Below are 23,070 nucleotides of genomic sequence, written 5' to 3'. Positions count from 1 at the left end.
TTTCAAAACCAAAAAGATGATGAGCAACTCAGAATTTGGAAGTATTTCATTTGATTTACCAAAAAATCAGTCAAATGTTATAAAAGTTATTGGTGTAGGTGGAGGTGGTAGTAATGCCATTAATCACATGTTTAAGCAAGGTATCAAAGGGGTAGATTTTATCGTTTGTAATACCGACTCACAAGCACTTCAAAACAGTGCTGTTCCGAATAAAATTCAATTAGGTGTTAACTTAACAGAAGGTCTTGGTGCAGGAGCAAATCCTGACGTAGGACAACAATCTGCTATTGAGAGTATCGCTGATATCGAAAAGATGTTAGACCGTAATACTAAGATGGTATTTATTACTGCTGGTATGGGTGGAGGAACAGGTACTGGTGCAGCTCCGGTAATCGCGCAACTGGCAAAAGAAAGAGAGATTCTGACCGTGGGTATTGTGACCATTCCTTTTCAGTTTGAAGGGAAAGTGCGTCAGGAACAAGCGCTTTTAGGAATCGAAAAATTACGCAAACAAGTAGATTCGTTAATCGTAATCAATAACAACAAATTAAGAGAAGTTTACGGAAATCTTGGTTTCAAAGCCGGATTCTCAAAAGCGGATGAAGTTTTGGCAACAGCCTCCAGAGGTATTGCCGAAGTTATTACACATCACTATACGCAGAATATCGATTTACGTGATGCTAAAACAGTATTGTCAAATAGCGGAACTGCGATTATGGGTTCTTCTGTTGCGGCTGGCGAGAACAGAGCAAAAGAAGCAATTGTATCAGCATTGGATTCTCCGTTGTTAAACGACAATAAAATTACAGGAGCCAAAAACGTATTGTTGCTTATCGTTTCTGGATCAAACGAAATCACATTGGATGAAATCGGAGAAATCAACGACCACATTCAGTTAGAAGCGGGTTATAACGCAAATATTATCATGGGGGTTGGTGAAGACGAAACTCTTGGTGATGCTATTGCTGTAACTATTATTGCTACTGGTTTTGATGTAGAACAACAAAACGAAATTGTAAATACAGAGCCTAAAAAAATCATCCATACCTTAGAAGATGAACAAAGAAGTGTTCATAATCTAACGAATAAATCGATTACGTCATTTGATTTAAATGCAGAATCATCTACTTCTACATCTGAACCAAAAATTGTTTTTGATTTAATGGAAGATACAGAGAGATTCGAACCTGTAACTCCTACACCGGTTGCTGTTGCTCCAGTAATCAATCAGGATGAGCTGGTGGTAATGTCAGAGTTTATCAAAAACCTTGACGTGACTTTCGAAATTGTTTCGCCAATCACCGATATCGATTTTACCATTTCTACTCCAGAAGTAGCGGCAGTAGAAGAAGTGAAGCCTGTTCAGCACAGATTTATTGAGAGAGAAGAGCAAACTACTTTTTCTTTTGATTTGCCTCTTTTCAGACAAGAACCAGAAGTAAAGAAAGAGCCAGTTGTTGAAGAAGAAACTAAAATTTTATTCGAATTAACAAACGAAACCCGTAATATAAAAGTTAACGATCCGGTACAGTTTGTTCCGGTAACAGAACTTTCGGATAACGGAATCATCAAATATTCTTTGGAAGAGTATATGGAGGTTGAAAATGATTTGATGACTTCTAAGCCAGTTGAAAAACCAACTGAAGAAGTAATTCCGGCAGAATTAAACATCACATTAAAACCAAAAGTTGATTTTGCTCAGGAAGCTGCTTTCTCTGCTGCTGAAAATATTTCTCCAATGGAATTGACCATCGAGGAAACATTACGTCTAAGAGCTGAAGAAAGAAGAAAGAAACTAAAAGAATTTAATTATAAATTCCATAATAATGTTTCCAGAATCGATGAGTTAGAAAAAGAACCGGCTTACAAAAGATTAGGTATCGATTTGTCTAGTTCTCAATCAAATACAACTAATTCCAGAATTTCGGTTGGAACAGATAGTAACAACGATTTGCAATTGCGTTCAAACAATTCATTTTTGCACGACAACGTAGATTAATTTTACATCTATAAATATAGAAGTAGCCCGAAAATTCAATTTAATTTTCGGGTTATTTTTTTTATCTTCGCACAGAATTGTAAAATATGACTTTCTTTTGCTTCTTAAAAAGAATTTATGGTTTTATAAAATTTAATTTTAAATAATAGCATCCATTTATAAGCTTAGCTTATTCAAATAAAAACAAAACAAAATGAGTTTACAAACACTAATCATGGACGAAATCAAAACCGCCATGAGAGCTAAAGATACCGTAGCACTGGAAGCATTAAGAGCCATTAAATCTGAAATGTTATTGGCAGCTACCGCTTCAGGTTCTAAAGAAGAACTAACAGAAGATGATGAAATCAAATTATTGCAAAGATTAGTAAAAACTCGTAAAGAAAGCGCCAGAATTTTTACAGAGCAAAATCGTCCTGATTTGGCTGAGCCGGAATTGGCGCAGGTAGCCGTAATCGAGAAGTTTTTGCCAGCACAATTAACCGAAGAAGAAGTTGAAGCAGTAGTAGCAAAAATCATTGCTGAAACAGGAGCTTCAGGAATTGCTTCTATGGGTAAAGTAATGGGATTAGCATCTGCAAAATTAGGCGGAACTGCTGAAGGGAAAACGATCTCTGCAATTGTAAAGAAACTTTTAGTATAAGAATTTTAGATTTTAGAGTTCAGATTGTAGATTAAATCTGAACTCTAAAATCCGAAATCTAAAATAAATCGACCGCGTAGTTCAACTGGATAGAATATCAGATTTCGGCTCTGAGGGTTGGGGGTTCGAACCCCTCCGCGGTCACTAAAACAAAAAACCAATTTCGCATTGAAATAGGTTTTTTTTATGTCTTTTTCAAACAGTTTGGTAAGTTTTGTTTTATAAATATTGGCGGTTTATAAATCCCATGAAGTTGACGTAATGGGATTTGAACCATTTAAGTCGAATAAATTAAAGCTCATCTTTTTAATTTGGTTGTATGTAAATCCATTTATTATTCTCCTTTTTAATCAAAATAGCACCGTTGTAACCACTTTGAGTTCCATATTCTAAACCAGTAAGCAATTCAACAACAACTACTCCGTTTTGTTTTTTATCATCGAAGCATACTCGTGAAAACTTAAGAATTTTATATTCTTGATCTGCAACAATTTTTACTTCAGAAATTTCAAACTGACTATATGGTTTTCTTAATTTGATTTTTGTCTTATCAAAATCCCTATAACCTAGTTCCTTAAAACGATTTGAATTTACAATCCCATAAAATACTATGGAATCAGATTTTGAAAATTGATTATTTTTAAACATCCACAAGTTATCTTCTTTTTCTTGTACAATTGGAATAAGCGCATCGGAGAGATAAACATTTATATTTAATGAATCAATATTCGGTTTATAGACTTTAACATGATCAATTGAATCGGGAACATCTAATAATTTATTTAAGTCTTTTTTAATTAAAAAGTCGTTACTAATATCTTCAATTGCTTTTAATTCTTCATTTTCGTATGAATAATTATTCTTACAACCCTGTAAAGTAATTGCTAATAAAAAAACTAATAGAAATTTGTTCATTTTTTATTGGATTTTATACTAAGCTAATATAAATAAAAAAAGATTTTATTAATTACAAATCAATCATACTTCATTCAAAATCTTCAAATCCTCTAACATATGATTCGAATTCTGCACCGTCAAGGTCACTAAAACAATTAAAAAAGCCTGAGAATTTTTGATTCTCAGGTTTTTTTATGGTTCGAAAATCTTATCAATATCTTTTTTACTTTTTATAAAGTCACTGTTTACAAGCGAATTTGGTTCGAATCGCATCATGGTTCTTTAAAAGGGGATTTTAAAAACAAAGATTTATCTAATACATTTGTAACTTTGCCTTCAATATTCGATTGCGTATTTAAAATATTAGTTAAAAAGACACTATTCATTAGCAAGTATGACAAAAGAAGAGTCTATTAAAGAGTATTACTTTAGAATCAATAAAAGTATAGATTATATTAAAGGAAATCTTCATGAAGAACTTTCTTTAGAAAAATTAGCTGGTCTTTCTAATTTTTCAAAATTTCATTTCCATAGAATTTTTAAATCTGTTACCGGAACGACGATTAACGAATTTATAAAAAACGCAAAAATAGAGAGGGCTTTGTTTTTCTTAATGAATAATCCATCGAAAACGATTAGTGAAATTGCTGCTGATTGCGGTTTTTTAAATATATCGTCTTTTTCGAGAACTTTTCGTGAGGTAAAACAGATGACACCAAGTGAATGGCGAAAGCAACATAAAAATAGCAATATTGGTATAACTGATAGCAATATTGGAAAAAAGCATTCAAAAATCGAAGACTACCTTGCACTCAAATTAAATAATTTAAAAAAAAATGAAATGAGTGAAATTGTAAAAGTTGATTTTGAAGTTAAAAAAATGGAGGAATTTAATGTTATATATATCAGAAATCTCAATATCCACCATCATGATAGTGAAATATTTGGTAAAATGTTTGAACAGCTTTTTAACTGGGCTTCTCCGAGAAATTTAGTAAATTTTCCTGAAACCAAAGCATTAACTGTTTATAGAAGTAATGCTAATTTATCTGGAATGCTTCAGGCAGATGTTTGTTTGTCTGTCCCTGAAAATATAATAGGAGAAGGGATAATTGGCAATACAATAATAAGCGGTGGATTATATGCTGTTTTCCATAAAGAAGCACCAATGTCTGAATGCTTTAAAACTTGGAAGTATATTTACGAAGTTTGGTTTGAAGAAAATGGTTATCAGCCAGATAATAGAAATTTCTTTTTAAGTCATTTAAATGATCCTAAATTGCATCCTGAAAATTTTCACATTATTGATATCTATATACCAATAAAATTGCTGTGAAAATTTAAAAATGTAAATTCCAATAGGGTTAAAAACTTCTAAATTCAAATTTATGAAATTGTCATTTATAATCTCATTTTCTTTTACAGGTGGTAATGGTTTGCAATTTAATTTTAGAATAAATTATTTCTAAAAAAAATCATAAAAAGTATGCAAAACAAGGTCTTACTGAAATATAATAATAAACATTAAATTAAAATTTATTTAAAATACTTAAATCCTCTAATAGATGGTTCGGATTCTGTACCGTCAGACACAAAATGGACAAAGGAAAATCTTTCTTTTGTCCATTTTTAATTAGTAGCTATTCCAGTTATCCACTCTATCTTTTGTGTCGAACCCCGCCACAAAAGGATGCCGTTACTCCCGATAGCAATCGGGACTGGGCTAGGGCTTTAGTTTTCATAATTTTGTTATAGTTTCAAAATGAATCGATTTTATTAAGTGAATCAATTTCGACAGTTGTAAGCTCAAAAAAGGGCTTTTTATTATTTGTTCAAAATTTTCCTTGTTACAAATTCATTAAAAAAGAAATCCCTGTAAATATTACCAATTGGTATTTCATTTTTTCCAATATATACCGTATTGTTATCTACAGAATCTATTTTTTTTACATTGATTATATAAGATTTGCTGACTCTTACAAAGAAACTTTTTGGAAGTAGGTCGTGAATAGTTTTGATATTCATCAGGGTAATCACTTTCTGATTTTCCAAATAAAGAACCACATAATCTTTTAAACCTTCGATAAAAAGAATGTCACTGAAATGCACTTTAAACATTCTGCGGTCTGCCCTTACGAAAATATAATCATCGGTTATGTTTTCTATATTACTCTCTATAGTATCGGTATGAAATAATTTGCAATAAGTCTGTGCTTTTTCGACTGCTTTTTGGAAGCGTTCTAATTTTACAGGTTTGATCAAATAGTCAATAGCATCGACTTCATAACTTTCAGAAGCAAATTCATGAAAAGCGGTAGTAAATACCACTAAGGTTTTTTTAGAAATAGTCCTGGCAAATTCAATTCCGTTAACCCCCGGCATTTGAATGTCCAGAAATATTAAATCGATAGTGTTTTTTACCAGAAATTCCCTTGAGGCTTCTACTCCGTTAAATGAAGCTATAACTTCTAGATTTTCTGTCTGAGAGACCAGCTTTTGGATTGCTTTTCTTGCCAATGGCTCGTCATCTACTATTATGCAGTTCATTTTATAATTTTAAAGTTAATGTAACGCAGTAGGTTTCCGCGTTATCTTCTATTTTCAAATCATGTGTAGAAGGGAACAGGAGTTCCAATCTTCTTTGAATATTGGCCATACCTAATCCACCTGATTTATTAATTGCTTTTACAGCGGGTTTTGAGTTTATGCATTTGAAAAAAAGCTCCGTGCGGCGAACATCGAAGAACAAATTTACGTAGGATGATTTCGCTGAGTCATTATTATGCTTTACGGCATTTTCTACAAATGAAATAAATAATAAGGGCGGAACCTGGATGCCGCTTAATTCGCCCTCCTTGGATATTAAAAAATTAAAATTATCCCTTCTGACTTTTTCCAAATTTAAAAAATCTTCTAAAAAATGGATTTCTGAAGTTAATAAAACTTTATCTCTAGAGCTGTCATAAAGCTGATAACGAAGCAGGTCGCTAAGCTTCACCAAAACCTGCGAAGCTTTTTTAGGGTCATCTTCAATTAAAACATTGGCATTATTGAGCATATTAAAAAGGAAATGCGGATTGATCTGATTCTTGAGCTGTTCCAGTTCGGCACCAGCTTTTGCCAGTTCCAGATCATGAATTAGCTGGGAATCAGATATCCATTGCTGGAATAATTTAATTGCTGCTGATGCAATAATAAGCACCATGATCATAAAGGAATAGGTAAAAAAGTTAATATTGTCATCCTCGTAAGGCAGTAGATAAGATTTAAGATAACAAGAAGCACACTCATGCATGACATACGCCAGTATCATACCTGAAAGAACAGAAAGACCATAATTAAGGTATTTTTTTCTCAACAAAAATTTAGGTACAAAAAAATACATATTACTGTAAACCAATAAAATTATCTGAATAAAAAAGACTATTCGATTATAGGTCTCGAAAGGTTCTATATAGTCCGGCGGACTGTAGTACAAAACAATAATACTGAATGTGATCAGCAGCAAATGACGATAAAACCGGTATTTGTCTGAAATGAAAAACTCAACCATCCAGTTGGTATCCATTGTTTTTTTGGGTAAACATTTATTCATAGGACTATTTTAGTTTTCCAGCAAATATAGCAATACGCGAAAATTATAAATTTTTACTATACAAAAGCACATTATTTATATACCAAAATAAGATTTTAAGATAGTAAACCTTTTCTATGGGCCCAAATAATAACATGCAAGGCCTAAAAAAAGGATAGTTCAATTAGATTTTTTTTTGCTTTAAAAACCCCGCTTCTTTCGCTGAAATCTTGGTGTGCAATTTTTTTACTATATGAAAAAGTGGCTTTAATATATAAAGTAACGCATTTTGTATATATAAAATATGCGGGTGCAACAAAAATATACTTTAGCCGGGAAATGTAACATTTAATCCTAAATTTTAATAAATGAAAAGCAGAATCCACCCCTTTCTATTACTCTTTTTTGCCTTTGTAGTCCATACATATTCGCAGGAAAAAGTGACCCTTAGCGGCATAATAGCCAATGAGTCCAATACCGAAACATTAATTGGCGTAAACATTTACATTCCGGAAGCTAAAGTAGGCATTACTACCAATTCTTACGGATTTTATACCACGACACTGCCAAAAGGAACTTACACCGTTATCATAAGCTACATGGGTTTTAATAATATCGAAGAAACTATCACGCTGACCGAAAACACAAAAATGAACTTTGGGATGACAGAAGTCAGTAAAACATTGGACGAAGTTGTAATTAAAAGCAATACAACAAAAGCAAACATCCGAAAGCCAGAAATGAGTACGAATAAACTCTCTATTGCCACGATAAAAAAGATGCCAGCCGTTTTGGGCGAAGTCGATGTCCTGAAATCTATATTACAGCTTCCCGGAGTTACGAATGCTCAGGAAGGCGCATCAGGATTTAATGTCAGAGGAGGTTCTGTTGACGGAAATCTGGTACTTCTTGATGAAGCCGTTGTTTACAATACTTCGCATTTATTCGGATTCTTTTCTGTTTTTAACTCCGATGTAATCAAAGATTTAAAACTTTATAAAGGTGGGATTCCCGCAAATTTTGGAGGACGTATATCCTCGGTCCTGGATATTTATCAAAAGGAAGGAAATAACAAGGAGTATCATGTTAACGGAGGAATAGGGTTAGTCTCAAGCCGACTGCTTGTTGAAGGCCCTATCGTTAAAGAAAAAAGTTCCTTTGTGGTTGCGGGGAGAGGCTCTTACGCGCATCTCTTTATGAAATTGGCAGATGAACCAAATTCAGCCTATTTCTACGATTTGAATGCCAAGTTTAATTACAAGTTCAATGATAGAAATAATGTTTTTGTATCAGGTTATTTTGGTAACGACAACCTAAATTTTAATAACAGCTTTATAAACGTTTATGGCAATAAGCTTTTCAATCTTAGATGGAACCATATATTCTCAGACAAGATTTTCTCTAACGCATCAGCCATTTACAGTGATTATGACTACCAGATTAAAGTGAAAACCGTCGGTCTTGACTGGAAATCAGATGTGAAAAATTACAATTTTAAATATGATTTTAAGCACTATTTTTCAAATGATCTGACTTTAAATTACGGTATAAATTCAATTTACTACAGTTTTAATCCAGGTACAATTAGACCGTATGGAGAAACTTCGGCCATCAATCCGGACCAGCTCGCCAAAAAGTATGCTTTTGAAAATGCCATATACATCAGTGCAGAGCAAAATCTTTCTGAAAAATTATCCCTGAATTATGGACTTCGCTACAGTAACTTTCAAAGATTAGGCGCACAGGAAGTATATACTTATGCCAATAATCAGCCACTGGTTTTCAATCAGGAGTTTCAAATTTATGAAGAGGCTGAACCAACAGGAACAATAAACTATAAGAAAAACAAAAAGATAGCGAGTTTTGACAACTTAGAACCAAGACTTGCCATGGCCTATTCGTTAAACAATGACCAATCGATCAAGGTCAGCTACAATCGAATGAGCCAATATGTTCATCTAATTTCCAATACTGCTTCTGCAACTCCGCTTGATATTTGGGCACCAAGTGACCAATACCTTAAACCAGAAATTTTAGATCAGGTAGCACTGGGTTACTTTCACAATTTTAAAGACGATAAATATTCCCTGGAAGCAGAAACCTTCTATAAAAAAGTAAAAAACAAAGCAGACTATATTGACGGCGCAGACTTACTTGGAATCGACGCCGTAGAAAGGGTGCTTTTAAACGGAGAAGCTAGATCGTACGGTCTGGAACTGATGTTCAAAAAAAATACAGGAAAGCTGACGGGCTGGGTTTCCTATACTATTTCTAAGGCAGAACAAAGAACTCCAGGCAGAAATGCAGATGAACCGGGTATAAATAACGGGGAATGGTACAGGGCAAATTTTGACAAATTGCATAATTTATCTGTTACGGGAGCTTATACTTTAAATCCGAAATGGACATTTGGGAGTATTTTTACTTTCCAGAGCGGAAAAGCCGCAACATTTCCTAATGGAAAATACCAATATCAAGGTATCACTGTTGCGAGTTATGGATCAAGAAATGACGATTCTTTATCTGCATACCACCATTTAGATGTATCTGCAACTTATACTCCTAAACCTGATAAGAAAAAAGGCTGGCAGGGCGAATGGAATTTCAGTATCTACAATCTTTACAGCAGAAGCAATGCAGCCTCATACAGTTTTAGACAGAACGAAGATACCGGATTAAGTGAGACAAGAAGAACATCCATTTTTGGTATTGTTCCTAGTGTAAGCTACAATTTCAAATTTTAAAAATATACTACAGACTTTTAAAAAAGATATAAAATGAAACTATTACAAAAAATTCTCATACTATCCTCTGGACTGTTTTTAACAGGATGCGAAGACGTTATTACTGCCGATCTTAATACAGCACCACCAAGACTGGTTATAGACGCTTCTATCGACTGGGTAAAAAATACGACAGGCAATGAACAAAAGATTGTCTTATCGACAACAACAGGCTATTACAGCCCTGAATTCCCGACTGTCTCCGGAGCGGTAGTTACTGTAACAAACCCGTCAAATACAGTTTTTGAATTTGTAGAAACCCCGGGAACAGGGCAATATGTCTGCAGCAATTTTCTTCCTGTTATAGGCCAGACCTATACCTTAAAAATTGTTTTAAATGGCCAGACCTATACCGCATCAGAAACATTGACACCTGTTCCTGAAATTGAAGATAATATTGATCAGAACGACAAAGGAGGTGATACCGGTGATGAAATTGAAATAACATTCTACTATCAGGATAATGCAGATCAGGTAAATTTTTATCTAAACAGTATTACCCAGCCGTACACGCCGTTTCCGGAGCTTGAAGTTGAAGATGATGAGTACACTAATGGTAATATAATGCAGGAATCCTATTCTTCTGAAGATTTAAAAGCTGGGGACCAGATAGACATAAGGCTGTACGGAATTTCGAAAAGCTATTACAATTACATGTACAGACTAATAATAGCTTCTGGTAATGATGGCAGCCCTTTCCCTACAATACCAAGTGCAGTCCGCGGTAATATTGTCAATCAGACTGATAGCAAAAATTACGCTTTTGGCTACTTCAGGCTGGCAGAAATGGATATTAAAAACTATACCGTTAAGTAATCAAGTTCTTGTAAATGCGATAAAATGCAGTTTTTTTTATCGCATTTTAACTTTTACAAATTCAGATTAAAAATGGACAAAATAATGGTAACCGGAGCAAACGGGCATTATGGAAGAGGGGTGCTGAAAGCCTTACTCAATAATGGATTAGAAAAAAGAAACATTTATGCAATGATAAGGGACAAAACCAAGGCATCAGAATTACAATCTTTAGGTATTCATGTTGTTTTTGGAGATTACGATGATTATGATTCTTTACTGAAGGCATTTTCAGGTATAGACAGACTTCTGTTTGTTTCCGGCAGTGACGTAAGGAATCGTACTATACAGCACAAACTGGTTGTCAAGGCGGCTAAAAATGCTGGAGTAAAGCATATTCTTTATACCAGCCAGCTGCATAAAAGTGACCATCGGGATTCGCCTATTTATTTTATTATAAAATCACATTTGGCAACAGAAACGGCTATTATGAACAGCGGTATGAATTTTACGATCCTAAGAAATGCTTTGTATATGGATATGCTTCCTGAATTTCTAGGCAAAAAAGTTGTAGAAGATGGTATTTTTCTGCCGGCAGGCCAGGGTAAAATAGCTTTCACGCTCCGAAGCGAGATGGCAGAAACCGCAGCGGTTATTTTGAGATCGCAGGGTCATAAAAATAAGGTGTATGAGATATCGGGCAGCAGTATTTCCTTTACAGAAATTGCTCAGAAAATTTCTGAAATAAAGGGACACAATATTACTTATTTAAGCCCCGATCCAAAAGTATTTATAAATGCAGCTGTTAAGAAAGGTGCACCAAGAATGCTGATAAAAATGCTGGCAGGCTTTGCACAGGCAGCGAGAATTGGAGAATTGGACAGCGAAAGCTCACACATGGAAAAGCTCCTGGGTAGAAAGCCTGCACAGGTGAATGATTTTTTACAACAGATATACAGTTGAAAAGAAATTATTTTGACTCTTTAATATCCTATATGGATTTCATATTTAGTTTGTTTTAGTTACCCTGAAAAATGCTGGAAATTTAAAAGTTCAGCATTTTTTTTAAAGAGCGATTTATCCCCAGCTGGCGCATGCATCTCACTCGTGAGCGCATCAGTTATTGACAAAAAAGGTTAAAACGAAAAGCGCCAGATTTCTCTGAAACTTTATTTCAGTAGTGTAGCAAATTTTATTTAATTTTTTATTTTGCTACGAAAAGCGTGGCAAATTTATTTCTTTTTATTTTTTGCCACAGAAAGTGTGGTAAATTTTATTTTCATTTTCGTTTTGACACAATAACTGTGATTTTTTTTTAAAATTTACTTTGTCACAACAATTGTGATTTTTTTTCTAAATTATTTTTTTGTCACAGCGAATGAAACAAAATAATTTTTATTTTCATTTCGTTCCGGTTTCACGCAACGAGAAGTTGACAAAGAGGATTAAAACAAAAAAAAGCTCCAGATTTCTCTGAAGCTTTGTCTTTTAGTAAGAGAACAGGACTTGAACCTGTGTTCGCTGCGTCGGATATAAGCCCTCCGAGTTAATTGGTAGCTTATCAAAAAGGTTGTGCCAATAAGAGAATTAAAATAAAAAATCCGTTATAATCCGCGTTTTGGCATAGCCAATCCGTGTCATCTGCGGTCCATTAGACAGCATTTAAATAAAAAAACTCCAGATTTCTCTGAAGCTTTTTCTTCCTGGAACGCAACTCTAAAGATCTGTAAAATCAGCTTCGAATTAGAATGTCAAAGAGCTTTCAGAGTTTTTACATCTTCTAATAACTAGTTCGGATTTTGTACCGTAAGTGTCACAAAATGGACAAAGGAAAATCTTTCTTTTGTCCATTTTTAATTAGTAGCTATTCCAGCTATCCACTCTATCTTTTGTGTCGAACCCCGCCACAAAAGGATGCCGTTACTCCCGATAGCTATCGGGACTGGGCTAGGGGGACAGGTTTTCATAATTTTCGAATAGTTTCAAAATTGCAAATAGAATCTATTTCATAAATAACCCATAAAAGGTTAGAAAATAATAAAGGCAAAATTTATTCAAAATTGTGAATATCTATTTTGTGATTTACGCTTCTTTTTTCTTTTTACATTTATCTTTGCCATCCTAAAAAAAATACAGATGAGCACAATTTGGTACGAATGCAAAGTAAAATATAGAAAAACAGATGAAACGGGATCGCAAAAAGTAACTACAGAACCTTATCTGGTAGATGCCTTATCGTACACAGAAGCCGAAAGCAGAATTAATGAAGAAATGGCAGCTTATATTAGTGAAGAATTCAAAATCACCAACATAAAAGTAGCCAATTATGCTGAAATTCATCCTTTTGAAAATGCTGATCGCTGGTTTAAATCGAAAGTTTCATTATTAGCTTATGACGAAGAAAGCGGGAAAGAACGCAAATCGAATATGTATATTTTAGTACAGGCCAATGATGTAAAAGAAGCGTATGATAATACCATTACGATAATGAAAAACACCATGGGTGATTATACTATTCCGGCTATTTCAGAGTCTCCAATTATGGATGTTTTCCCATATTTTAGCGGAGAAGAAGGAGAAATGGAACAATTGGAAAGATTCAATGCTCTTAAAGCTTCTAAGCCTGAGTTAACAGTAGCAGGTGAAACGGTAGAAGATTTTTTAGAAGTTGAAACCGAATAATTTATCATTTTAATACTATAAAAGTGGAGTCAATGCCCCACTTTTATAGTATTAAGAATGGAAAAAAGCTATTTTTTATAAATCGATTTTCCTTCTTTTATAGTTTCTAAAACCTGTATGTCGATAATTTTTTCTGAAGCTACTTTTAAAGGGTTTTTATCCAGAATAACAAAATCGGCTAATTTTTCTGTTTTTATGGAGCCTTTTGAGTTTTCTTCAAAATACTGATATGCAGCCCAGGTAGTTATCGAGCGTAAAGCATCATAAGTACTAATTCTTTCTTCAGGACCAATTACATCACCTGATCTGCTAATTCTGTTCACCACCGAATATAATATCATAATACTATTGGGCAATGCAACCGGAGCATCATGATGTTGCGTAAAAATCATTCCTTTTTTTAGAGCTGTAGCTGCCGGCGAAATGCGATAGGCTCTTTCTTTGCCTAATATTTCATCTCTGTGCCAGTCGCCCCAATAATAAGTATGCATTCCGAAAAAAGAAGGCATAATTCCTAATGTTTTCATTTTATCTAATTGATCAAATCGGGCTGTTTGCGCATGTATGGCAACAGGTCTTCGGTCTTTTCTTCCGTAAAGTTTTTCAGCATGTTCTATTGCAGTAAGGTATTCGTCAACTGCGGCATCACCATTGCAATGTGCTAAAATTTGATAATTATTAGCATACGCCGAATCTACTAATGCAATAGCATCACTTTCTTTAGGAAATGCAGGATAGCCTAAATAAGTATTAGGTTTTCCGGGAGGAGGTACTTTATAAGGTTGTGTAAGCCATGCAGTTTTACCTTGCGGAGAACCATCGAGAGACAGTTTTACACCAGCAATTCTAAAATGATTGGTATAGTTTTTTTGTACACCATGAGCTTTAAGATATTCCATTTGAGTCTGGATATCTGGATAAGCAGCTATGTCTATCGAAAGTTTACCTTCGTTGGCTAATTTCGACCAGGTGTTGCAGGCGTCACTGCTGGCTCTGCCTTCTTGTGCAGTTGTAAATCCAAATTTAGTATAAGCGGCAATACCTGCTTCGGCTATTTTCTCATTAGCAAGGGTATCAAGCGTTCCCATCATTTTGAATAACGGAATAAACATCGCCATTTCTTCTAAAACACCATTAGGTTCCTGAGAGTTTTCTTTTCTTCGGATAACGCCACCCGCAGGATCTTTTGTTGCGGCAGAATAACCTGCTAATTCCAGTGCTTTGTGATTCATTACGGCTAAATGTCCTGATTGATGAATAATCAAAACGGGAACTGTAGAAGATACTTTATCCAGGTCGTCAGCAGTAGGAGGTAATTTTTCTTTTAATTGAGCATCATCATATCCGAAACCAATTATCCAGCCGTATTTTCCAACTGCTTTTGGGTTTTTTGTTTTCCATTCATTCAATAAAGAAATAATGGTCGGAATATCATTTGCTGTTCCGTCTGGCGCAGGTAATAAATTGGCCGATACGGCCTGAAAACCTGCATTCCAAACATGACCGTGAGCATCAATAAAACCGGGAAGTAAAGTTTTGCCCTGCAAATCAATCATCTTGGTTTCATTGCCATCAAATTTTTCTGCTTCTGCCTTTTTTCCAACAAAAATTATTTTACCTTTTTTTACCGCTACCGCTTCTGCATAAATAGGTTTTTCGCCTTCCATGGTTAGAATATCACCTCCAAAATAAATAGTGTCAGCAGGATTGAGAACTTCTTTTTTACAACTTATAAAAGCGAGTAAAAGCATTAGAGGAAATAATTTTTTCATCGTATGATATTTAATAAATGAATCAAAATAGCTTTGGAATATTTATTAAAGTTAAAGAATATTTTATTGCCCAATTAGTTTAAGTTGAGATAATTGTGGTTTTTTTAATAAAAAAAACGCCAAACAGCAATTTTGCTATTTGGCGCTTTAAGTTTTAACAAAGGGAAACGATTACATCATTCCCGGCATACCGCCACCCATTGGCATTCCGCCTCCGGTTTCTTCTTTAATATCAATTAAGGCACACTCAGTAGTTAAGATCATTCCAGCTACAGAAGCTGCATTTTCTAATGCTACACGTGTTACTTTTTTAGGATCAATAATTCCTGCTGCCAACATATCTACATATTCATCCGTTTTGGCATTGTAACCAAAATCTCCAGAACCTTCAGAAACTTTAGCCACTACTACAGAACCTTCAAGACCTGCATTTTCAACAATAGTTCTTAACGGAGACTCAACGGCGCGAGAAACGATTTGAATACCTGTAGCCTCGTCAGCGTTGTCAGCTTTAAGATCTCCTAATGCAGCTTTTGCTCTTAATAAAGCAACACCACCACCAGCTACGATTCCTTCTTCTACAGCAGCGCGAGTTGCGTGCAAAGCATCGTCAACACGGTCTTTTTTCTCTTTCATTTCTACTTCAGAAGCTGCACCAACATAAAGAACCGCAACACCACCGGCTAACTTAGCCAAACGCTCCTGCAATTTTTCTTTATCATAATCAGAAGTTGTCGTTTCCATCTGACCTTTAATTTGGTTTACTCTGTTTTTGATGATATCAGCTTCACCAGCACCACTTACAATTGTAGTGTTATCTTTATCGATAGAAACTCTTTTTGCAGTTCCTAACATTTCGATAGTTGTATTTTCAAGTGTATAACCTCTTTCTTCAGAGATTACAGTTCCACCAGTTAAGATGGCGATATCTTCTAACATTGCTTTTCTTCTGTCTCCAAAACCTGGCGCTTTTACAGCGGCAATTTTAAGAGCACCTCTTAATTTGTTTACTACTAATGTAGAAAGAGCTTCTCCGTCAACATCTTCAGCAATAATCAATAATGGCTTTCCTGATTGTGCAACTGGCTCTAAAACCGGTAGTAATTCTTTTAAAGAAGATACCTTTTTGTCGTATAATAAGATGTATGGAGAGTCTAATTCAACTTCCATTTTCTCTGGGTTTGTTACGAAGTAAGGAGAAAGATATCCTCTGTCAAACTGCATACCTTCTACAACATCCACGAAAGTGTCAGTTCCTTTAGCTTCTTCAACAGTAATAACTCCTTCTTTACCCACTTTTGCGAAAGCAGTAGCAATTAACTCACCAATTACCTCGTCGTTATTGGCAGAGATAGAAGCAATTTGTTTGATTTTATCAGAATCACTTCCAACCACTTTAGCTTGTTTAGCAAGGTCAGCAACGATAGCTTCAACCGCTTTATCGATACCACGTTTCAGGTCCATTGGATTTGCACCAGCAGCAACGTTTTTCAAACCTTCTTTTACGATTGCCTGAGCTAAAACTGTAGCAGTTGTAGTTCCATCTCCTGCTAAATCATTGGTTTTAGAAGCAACTTCTTTCACCATTTGCGCACCCATATTTTCTAATGGGTCTTTTAATTCGATTTCTTTTGCAACCGAAACACCATCTTTAGTAACTGTTGGTCCACCAAATGATTTCCCGATGATTACGTTACGACCTTTTGGTCCAAGCGTTACTTTTACAGCATTTGCTAATGCATCAACACCACGTTTTAATCCGTCACGTGCTTCAATATCAAATTTTATATCTTTTGCCATTCTAATTTTTTGTTTAAAGTTTTATTTGTTTCAAGTTACTGTGTACTTAATTCTTAATACTCAGATCTTAATACTTTTTTAGATTATTGCAAGAATATCATCCTCACGCATAATCAAATAATCTGTTCCTTCATGCTTTAATTCGGTACCAGCATATTTACCATAAAGTACAGTATCCCCAACTTTTACGGTCATAGTGTGGTCTTTTGTTCCGTTTCCTACTGCAACAACAGTTCCTTTTTGAGGTTTTTCTTTGGCAGTATCCGGAATAAAAATTCCTGACGCAGTTTTGGTTTCAGCAGCAACAGGCTCAATAAGTACGCGGTCTGAAAGCGGTTTAATGTTTAAACTCATGATTTTATTATTATATAGTTATACTTTTTTTAATGTTCATAGAACTTTCAGAAATTGTGCCATCCTCTAAAATAGCGCCAAAACTGACATTTTTTCCTAAAAAAAATGCCAGCTTTGACAGGCTGGCATTTCCATTTTATATCTAAAAAATTATTTAGCTGCAGGAGCTGACTGAGCAGGTGCTTGTTGTACTGGAGCAGCTGGTGTATTAGCAGCAGGAGCTTCAGTTTTTTCAATAATTTTAGAGTCAGTATCACTTAATGATCCTGTAAAGCTTAAGCTTGAAAGCAAAATCAAAGAGATCAAAATAGTAGCTAAAGTCCAGGTACTTTTATCTAAAAAGTCTGTTGTTTTTTGTACGCCACCTAACATTTGTGTTCCGCTTATAGTAGAAGATAATCCTCCTCCTTTAGGGTTTTGAACCATGATTACTACGATCAATAGAAAACAAACTATTGTGATTAAAACTAAAAAAATTGAAAATGTGCTCATTGCTTAATTATTGTTATTGTTATTTTGTTGTAAAATCTTTATATCTGAAATACGGTCTGCAAAGAAACTAATTTTTTCTGGATATTTCAAAATTAATATTTCATATGCTTGTATTGCTTTTGTATATTTTTTTTGTTCCAAATATACTCTGGCCAAAGTCTCTGTCATTAAATAAGAATTCTCTTCTTTATTGATGTCAAAATGCACATTTACAGTAGGTGATCCCGATTTTATAGGAGAAATTTTAGGGTTGGTTTCGATGAATTTATCTATTATCTCTGCTTTTTTTTTCTTCTCTTCATCAAGAACTTCTTCTTCTATTTGAATTTTAGATGGTTTTAATTCTTCAGCAGGTTCGGCAGAGCGATCAATTGGCTCCGTTTTAGCAAGTTGTAACCACTCCTGAAAGGAATGTTTTTCGTTTGCTGAAAAATCTAATGGTTTCCCTATTTCCAAATGCTCTTCAGCTGCTTTTATTTCTTTTTCTGCTATAAAAGTTGTTTCTTCTGAGGATATTTCCTCTAAAGATATTTCCTCTAAAGATGTTTCTTCTAAAGATGTTTCTTCTACAGTTGATCCTTCAGCAATTAGAGTCGGCTCTTCAATTGTTTCATTAATTTCTTCTATAACTGGTAAGACTTCCTGACTCGTTTGAGTAGTTTCTTCAGTAGTTTCCTTTACAGATTCATCAACAGTTGTGGTTGTAGTAATAGTTTGGATAGGCTCCGGAGCAATTTCAGGAGTAACTTCTAATGTAGCTTCAGGTTCTTCGGTTATCTTTGTAACTTCTACAAATATTGGTTCTCTAAAGCTTGGCTCTTCAAAAGTAACAGTAGTAGCTTCTTTAATAGAAGTCAGTAAAGATTGTTCAAGAGGATCAATTCGTATGTCTTCAGTTTTTCTAATTGTTTCTGCTGATACAATTTCACTATCTAAAACCGTAATATTAAGCAGGTGTTTTAGTTTTTGATCATAGTATTCATTTTGAATAGCAGTAAAATTCTCAGATGTAATAAAATCAAATAAAACGGCACGGTCTGTTGTGTGTGCGGCCGTAACTTTTAAAGCATAATTATACTTAAAACTATTGAGGCTATGAAGTCCCTTCAGCCGTAATGCTCTTGCGCTCTGAAAGTATGGAAATTCGTTCAATACATTGCCTAGCGCATCCGTATGCTGCTCAGTAATGGCGTCTGGATGGTTTATGAGGTATGTATAAGTGGTAACGTTCATTGTTTTTGTTTAATAAGTAATCAGATCAATTTGTTTTTACCATTTGGCTAACGAATCATTAAAGATGTCTTGTGTAATACGATCAAAAATATCTTTTATTGCCTCGTTTAAAACGGATCCTACTAGTTGTTGCTGAGCTGGATAATCATGGTAAAATTCAAATGTTTTTTCAAAATCATCTGTTTCTTTATTTTTATTCGAAAAACGAACCATAATACGAATCGTTAAACGGTTTTGTGAAGCTTGCTGATCTGCAGTAGCTGTCATTGGCGTAATTCGGTAATCTGTAATTTCGCCTTCATAAACTAAATCACCGCCACTACTTACCAGGTTCAGGTTGGTTTGATTCATAATCAAATCCTGCAAAGCCAAAGTAAATTCTCTGTCGATTCCCGGTTCAATCAAATCAGCATTGTTCTGAAAAAAGTTCACCTGAAACGTTTTGGCATCAATAGGTGTGGCTCCGGTAAAGTTGTAAACAGAACAACTGTTGAAGGTGAAAAGACAAATGATGGCTAGTATAGAATATATTTTTTTCATAAAATGTTTTAGTAAATCCCAATAATTAGTGAAATTCCAATCTTCTAAATTCCAAATTCCAATTTCAGTGTTTGGGATAAAAATTCAAAAGTTGGTCAAAGATAGTAAATTTGAAATTTGGAATTTGTTTTTTGAAATTTTGCTTTTAGGTTGGAATTTGGGATTTTAATATTGTTTTTTTTCTTTTTAAAGATCGAATTGTTTGATTTTTCGATACAAAGTTCTTTCAGAAATCCCTAACTCATCAGCGGCAGCTTTTCGTTTTCCTTTGTTTTTTTCTAATGATTTTTTGATCATTTCGATTTCTTTTTGTTCCAAACGCAAAATTTCTTCTTCTTCGATGGTTTCAGCAAAAAGATAATTATTGTCGTCTTCGTTCTGATAGTTTTCTTCGCGAACAGTAGGAGTCATCACAGCAGTTCTTGGTTCTTCTTCAAAATCTATTTCGCTGTCATTTTGTTGAGAACCGTATATTTTCTGAATCAAATTTGGATTGATATCCTGCACTTTCGAAGACCCGTTTTTCATCAATTCCAGAGTCAGTTTTTTCAAATCATTCAGATCACTTTTCATATCAAAAAGCACTTTGTACAAAATATCTCTTTCAGTACTAAAATCGCTGTCTTTCTTTTTATCACTAATTACAGAAGGTAAATTAGAACCTTCGGTAGGTAAATAGGACTGTAAAGTCGCCAATGAAATATCACGGTTGGTTTCCAGAACAGAAATTTGTTCGGCTACATTTCGCAACTGACGAATATTCCCGTTCCATCTGAATTTTTGTAATAACTGAACCGCATTGTCATCCAATTTCAAAGGGGGCATTTTATACTTATGCGCAAAATCGGCTACGAATTTTCTAAACAATAAATGAATGTCCTCGTTTCTTTCGCGTAAGGGTGGCAATGTAATTTCGACAGTAGTCAGACGATAATACAAATCTTCACGGAATTTTCCTTTCTCGATAGCATTGAATAAATTGACATTCGTTGCAGCCACAATTCTCACATTGGTTTTCTGTACTTGTGAAGAACCTACTTTTATAAATTCGCCATTTTCAAGTACACGTAGCAAACGAACCTGTGTTGTCAAAGGTAATTCACCAACTTCATCAAGGAATATAGTTCCGCCATCAGCTACTTCAAAGTATCCTTCACGCGTACTTGTTGCACCTGTAAAAGCGCCTTTTTCGTGACCAAAAAGTTCACTATCGATTGTTCCTTCCGGAATGGCTCCGCAGTTTACAGCAATATATTTTCCGTGTTTTCTATGCGAAAGCGAATGTATAATTCTAGGAATATTCTCTTTACCAACACCACTTTCCCCTGTTACCATTACCGAAATATCAGTAGGAGCAACCTGAATGGCTTTTTCAATAGCGCGATTGAGTTTCGGATCATTCCCAATAATCTCAAATCGTTGTTTTATTGCTTGAACTGTTTCCATTTAAAATTTTGTTTCAAGTTTTTATTTGTTTCAGGTTTCAGGCTTCTCATTGAAACTGATGGTTGAAACAGTGATATTTTTTCACCACAAATTACACAAATTATCGCAAATTCATTTTAAGAATTTATCAATCGTTTATGTACTAATGATTTGTTTTGAAAGTTTGCAATTATTCCAACTGGAGTATCTGCAAGTTTCATATAATTTAATGTTTGAGCTAGATGATCATTGCAAATTTCCTTTACAGATTTTACCTCTAAAATTATATCCTCATAAACTATGAAATCAGCATAAAATTTATGAGGCAAAATGACTCCTTTGTATTCAATTGAAAACTCTTTTTCTCGTTGATAAGGAATATTATGATTTTTAAATTCAATTTCTAATGCGTCTTTATAAACAATTTCGAGTAAACCCGGACCTAATAGTCTATGTACTTCCATACATATACCTACAATCTCGTAATTTTCATGCTTCTTATAATAATATTCGTTTTCGTTAGGCATATATTAATTTGTGAAAATTTGTGAAATTTGCGGTTAAAAATTTAATTCATTTCAGAATAACCAACAGCTTCCCCTTTCAAAGTTCCGCTCGTACAGCTTGTAATTTTTACATTTACGAAATCCCCAATTTTATAGTTTTCCTTTGGAAAAACAACCGTGATACTTTGCGAGTTTCTTCCTGAGAATTCTTCTTTTGACTTTTTAGAAACTTTTTCAACCAAAACTTCCACAACTTGTCCAACAAATTCTTCACTGCGGAACCAGGCGTGTTTTTGCTGCAAATCGACAATTTCCTGCAATCTTCTGGCTTTGGTTTCTTCTGGAACATCATCTTCCATTTTTCTTCCGGCCAAAGTTCCCGGACGTTCAGAATACGAATACATATAACCAAAATTATATTTTACATATTCCATCAAACTCATCGTGTCCTGGTGATCTTGTTCGGTTTCGGTTGGGAAACCAGCAATCATATCTTGCGAAATCGACGCATTCGGAATAATCGTTCTGATTTTATCAATCAAAGTCATGTATTCTTCGCGAGTGTGCAAACGATTCATTTCTTTTAGAATTCTATTGCTTCCAGACTGAACAGGTAAGTGAATGTGTTTGCAAATATTAGGATGTTTCGCAATAACATGCAAAACACTTTCGTGCATATCCTGCGGATTAGAAGTCGAAAAACGAATACGCATTTTAGGAAAACCAACAGCAACCATTTCAAGCAATTGATCAAAATCAACAGCAGTTGCTTTTTGCATTTCAGAAGCGTTTTCGAAATCTTTTTTCAAACCGCCGCCGTACCAAAGGTAACTGTCAACGTTCTGACCTAAAAGAGTAATTTCCTTAAAACCTTTGTCCCACAAATCCTGAATTTCGCCCATAATACTTTGTGGTTCACGGCTACGTTCACGCCCACGTGTAAAAGGAACCACGCAAAAAGTACACATATTATCGCATCCACGCGTGATCGAAACCAAAGCTGTAATTCCGTTACTCATCAAACGAACAGGCGAAATATCTCCGTACGTTTCCTCTTTCGATAAAATGACATTGATGGCGTCGCGGCCTTCTTCAACTTCCGCCAATAAATTCGGTAAATCTTTGTAAGCATCAGGCCCAACCACAAGGTCAACAATTTTTTCTTCTTCCAAAAACTGACTTTTCAAACGCTCGGCCATACAGCCCAGAACGCCTACTTTCATCTTTGGGTTAATACGTTTCACCGCATTATATTTCTCCAGACGTTTACGAATAGTTTGTTCAGCCTTGTCCCGAATCGAGCAGGTATTTACTAGAACTAAGTCAGCATCTTCAAGGGTTTGTGTAGTGTTGTATCCGTTTATAGATAAAATCGAAGCTACGATTTCACTGTCCGAAAAGTTCATCGCACAGCCGTAACTTTCAATAAAAAGTTTTTTAGTATTCTCAGGTTTATTTTCCAAAACGAGACTTTCGCCTTGTTTGCTTTCTTCAATAATCTTTTCCATTGTGTAATTTCAAAGTGCAAAGATAACGCAAAAGGTATAAATATGACAAGATGGCAGAAAAGAAATT

At 34.7% G+C, this 23,070-nt stretch carries 19 protein-coding genes and 1 tRNA gene; 8 read left to right on the top strand and 12 right to left on the bottom strand.

Annotated elements, in window-relative coordinates:
* The first annotated feature begins 16 nt into the window (after window positions 1–16).
* The 3 genes from ftsZ (at window position 17) to GON26_RS12775 (ending at window position 2,786) form a co-directional block, all read left to right on the top strand.
* Entirely contained in the window at window positions 17–1,999 is a 1,983-nt protein-coding gene (gene ftsZ, locus GON26_RS12785) for a cell division protein FtsZ (protein ID WP_160375155.1), read from the top strand.
* A 193-nt stretch (window positions 2,000–2,192) separates the two neighbouring features.
* A complete protein-coding gene (locus tag GON26_RS12780) occupies window positions 2,193–2,642 on the top strand; it encodes a GatB/YqeY domain-containing protein (protein ID WP_160375154.1) in 450 nt (149 codons plus the stop codon).
* Window positions 2,643–2,712: 70 nt separating this feature from the next.
* Window positions 2,713–2,786: transfer RNA gene (locus GON26_RS12775), tRNA-Arg, on the top strand.
* Window positions 2,787–2,948: 162 nt separating this feature from the next.
* Here the strand turns inward: GON26_RS12775 and GON26_RS12770 are convergent.
* Window positions 2,949–3,557 carry a hypothetical protein gene (locus tag GON26_RS12770; RefSeq protein WP_160375153.1) on the bottom strand — a complete coding sequence of 203 codons (609 nt, stop codon included), beginning with the start codon at window positions 3,555–3,557 and terminating at the stop codon, window positions 2,949–2,951.
* 376 nt (window positions 3,558–3,933) lie between these two features.
* Here GON26_RS12770 and GON26_RS12765 point away from each other — a divergent pair, with 376 nt between their 5' ends.
* Complete coding sequence (locus GON26_RS12765) at window positions 3,934–4,875, top strand: AraC family transcriptional regulator (protein WP_160375152.1); 942 nt, start codon at window positions 3,934–3,936, stop codon at window positions 4,873–4,875.
* 488 nt (window positions 4,876–5,363) lie between these two features.
* On the opposite strand, the gene GON26_RS12760 is transcribed toward GON26_RS12765, so the two are convergent.
* Together GON26_RS12760 and GON26_RS12755 are read right to left on the bottom strand one after the other, a co-directional pair.
* Window positions 5,364–6,086 (bottom strand): LytR/AlgR family response regulator transcription factor, encoded by a 723-nt coding sequence (locus tag GON26_RS12760; RefSeq protein ID WP_160375151.1) that lies wholly within the window; start codon window positions 6,084–6,086, stop codon window positions 5,364–5,366.
* A 1-nt stretch (window position 6,087) separates the two neighbouring features.
* The gene (locus GON26_RS12755; protein ID WP_160375150.1) at window positions 6,088–7,134 is read right to left on the bottom strand and encodes a sensor histidine kinase; all 1,047 of its coding nucleotides are present in this window, start codon (window positions 7,132–7,134) and stop codon (window positions 6,088–6,090) included.
* Window positions 7,135–7,481: 347 nt separating this feature from the next.
* Between GON26_RS12755 and GON26_RS12750 the strand changes: the two genes are divergently transcribed.
* From GON26_RS12750 to GON26_RS12735, 4 genes are all read left to right on the top strand, one after another.
* A complete protein-coding gene (locus GON26_RS12750) occupies window positions 7,482–9,857 on the top strand; it encodes a TonB-dependent receptor (protein WP_160375149.1) in 2,376 nt (791 codons plus the stop codon).
* Window positions 9,858–9,890: 33 nt separating this feature from the next.
* Window positions 9,891–10,712, top strand: a complete 822-nt coding sequence (locus tag GON26_RS12745) for a DUF4249 domain-containing protein (RefSeq protein ID WP_160375148.1) — start codon at window positions 9,891–9,893, stop codon at window positions 10,710–10,712.
* A gap of 72 nt (window positions 10,713–10,784) precedes the next feature.
* Window positions 10,785–11,654, top strand: a complete 870-nt coding sequence (locus GON26_RS12740; RefSeq protein ID WP_160375147.1) for an SDR family oxidoreductase — start codon at window positions 10,785–10,787, stop codon at window positions 11,652–11,654.
* 1,173 nt (window positions 11,655–12,827) lie between these two features.
* On the top strand, window positions 12,828–13,373 hold the full coding sequence (locus tag GON26_RS12735; RefSeq protein ID WP_160375146.1) for a DUF4494 domain-containing protein: 546 nt from the start codon (window positions 12,828–12,830) through the stop codon (window positions 13,371–13,373).
* 68 nt (window positions 13,374–13,441) lie between these two features.
* Here the strand turns inward: GON26_RS12735 and GON26_RS12730 are convergent, their stop codons facing one another.
* From GON26_RS12730 to miaB, 9 genes are all read right to left on the bottom strand, one after another.
* Window positions 13,442–15,145: an amidohydrolase gene (locus GON26_RS12730; RefSeq protein WP_160375145.1), complete on the bottom strand. Its 1,704-nt coding sequence runs from the start codon at window positions 15,143–15,145 to the stop codon at window positions 13,442–13,444.
* Between the two features lie 171 nt (window positions 15,146–15,316).
* Window positions 15,317–16,945, bottom strand: coding sequence for a chaperonin GroEL (gene groL / locus GON26_RS12725; RefSeq protein ID WP_160375144.1), 1,629 nt, complete (start codon window positions 16,943–16,945; stop codon window positions 15,317–15,319).
* 78 nt (window positions 16,946–17,023) lie between these two features.
* A complete protein-coding gene (locus GON26_RS12720; protein WP_160375143.1) occupies window positions 17,024–17,299 on the bottom strand; it encodes a co-chaperone GroES in 276 nt (91 codons plus the stop codon).
* Window positions 17,300–17,449: 150 nt separating this feature from the next.
* The gene (gene secG, locus GON26_RS12715) at window positions 17,450–17,791 is read right to left on the bottom strand and encodes a preprotein translocase subunit SecG (RefSeq protein ID WP_160375142.1); all 342 of its coding nucleotides are present in this window, start codon (window positions 17,789–17,791) and stop codon (window positions 17,450–17,452) included.
* A gap of 3 nt (window positions 17,792–17,794) precedes the next feature.
* Window positions 17,795–19,024 carry a tetratricopeptide repeat protein gene (locus tag GON26_RS12710; RefSeq protein ID WP_160375141.1) on the bottom strand — a complete coding sequence of 410 codons (1,230 nt, stop codon included), beginning with the start codon at window positions 19,022–19,024 and terminating at the stop codon, window positions 17,795–17,797.
* Window positions 19,025–19,060: 36 nt separating this feature from the next.
* A complete protein-coding gene (locus GON26_RS12705; protein WP_160375140.1) occupies window positions 19,061–19,564 on the bottom strand; it encodes an LptE family protein in 504 nt (167 codons plus the stop codon).
* Window positions 19,565–19,750: 186 nt separating this feature from the next.
* Complete coding sequence (locus GON26_RS12700; protein ID WP_160375139.1) at window positions 19,751–21,010, bottom strand: sigma-54 interaction domain-containing protein; 1,260 nt, start codon at window positions 21,008–21,010, stop codon at window positions 19,751–19,753.
* Window positions 21,011–21,126: 116 nt separating this feature from the next.
* On the bottom strand, window positions 21,127–21,516 hold the full coding sequence (locus tag GON26_RS12695; RefSeq protein ID WP_160375138.1) for a GxxExxY protein: 390 nt from the start codon (window positions 21,514–21,516) through the stop codon (window positions 21,127–21,129).
* A gap of 41 nt (window positions 21,517–21,557) precedes the next feature.
* Window positions 21,558–23,003 carry a tRNA (N6-isopentenyl adenosine(37)-C2)-methylthiotransferase MiaB gene (gene miaB, locus GON26_RS12690; RefSeq protein ID WP_160375137.1) on the bottom strand — a complete coding sequence of 482 codons (1,446 nt, stop codon included), beginning with the start codon at window positions 23,001–23,003 and terminating at the stop codon, window positions 21,558–21,560.
* Between the last annotated feature and the right edge of the window lie 67 nt (window positions 23,004–23,070).

This window comes from Flavobacterium hydrocarbonoxydans (assembly GCF_009789235.1).
In the GTDB taxonomy this organism is placed as follows: domain Bacteria; phylum Bacteroidota; class Bacteroidia; order Flavobacteriales; family Flavobacteriaceae; genus Flavobacterium; species Flavobacterium hydrocarbonoxydans.
This window is presented reverse-complemented; position numbering and strand designations above follow the sequence as displayed.